Annotated in this window: 1 protein-coding gene and 1 pseudogene; both read right to left on the reverse strand. The window is 71.7% G+C overall.

Annotated elements, in window-relative coordinates:
- Nucleotides 1–261: pseudogene (locus ASE88_RS19130) on the reverse strand (L,D-transpeptidase); the annotation flags it as partial.
- A gap of 25 nt (nt 262–286) precedes the next feature.
- On the reverse strand, nt 287–547 hold the full coding sequence (locus ASE88_RS19545) for a hypothetical protein (protein ID WP_055872583.1): 261 nt from the start codon (nt 545–547) through the stop codon (nt 287–289).
- Nucleotides 548–674 lie beyond the last annotated feature (127 nt).

The following is a 674-nucleotide window of genomic DNA, read 5'->3' on the forward strand; positions in this document are numbered from 1 at the left end:
CAACGCGGGCGCCGCACCGCGCAGGATGCCGGCGCCGTCGAACGCGAACACCTTTGCATTCACCTTGTCGATGACGACGAACGGCAGCGCATGATTGTCGTGCGAGGCGGTCACCCAGTTCGCCGTGTCGCGCGCGTCGGCGGAAATCGTTTCGCCCTTGAACGGCGCGACGGTCGCGGTGTCGGCGACAGGCCGCGCCGCCACCGGCGACGCGCCTGAGACTGCAAGGGCGAGCAGTCCGAGGCGGACTCGCCAATCCACTCGTCGCCTTTGGGTGCCGGTCATCCTAGTGGCGCGCCTGCTTGCGTGGATAGACCGGGACGACCGGCGCGATCGGCGTCGGTGGCGTCGGCTGCACGAACAACGGTTGTACAGGCTGCACCGGCCGCGGCGAGTCGGGCGTTTCGACGATGACGGTCCCCGGACGCTCGGGCACCGGATAGGTCACGCCGCCTTCGACGATATCGACCGTTGGGGGCGTCCGAACGCGGACCGGGACGGGCGGCACCTCGAGGAACGGCCGCGTCGCATTGGGCAGGTCCGGCACAGGCGTAGGTGTCGGCGCCGGTGCTGGAGCGGGCGCTGGTGCCGGGGCGGGTGCCGGTGCTGGAGCGGGTGCCGGAGCTGGGGCGGGTGCCGGAGCTGGTGCGGGTGCCGGAGCTGGTGCGGGTGCC

The organism is Sphingomonas sp. Leaf38 (assembly GCF_001421825.1).
Classification (GTDB): Bacteria; Pseudomonadota; Alphaproteobacteria; order Sphingomonadales; family Sphingomonadaceae; genus Sphingomonas.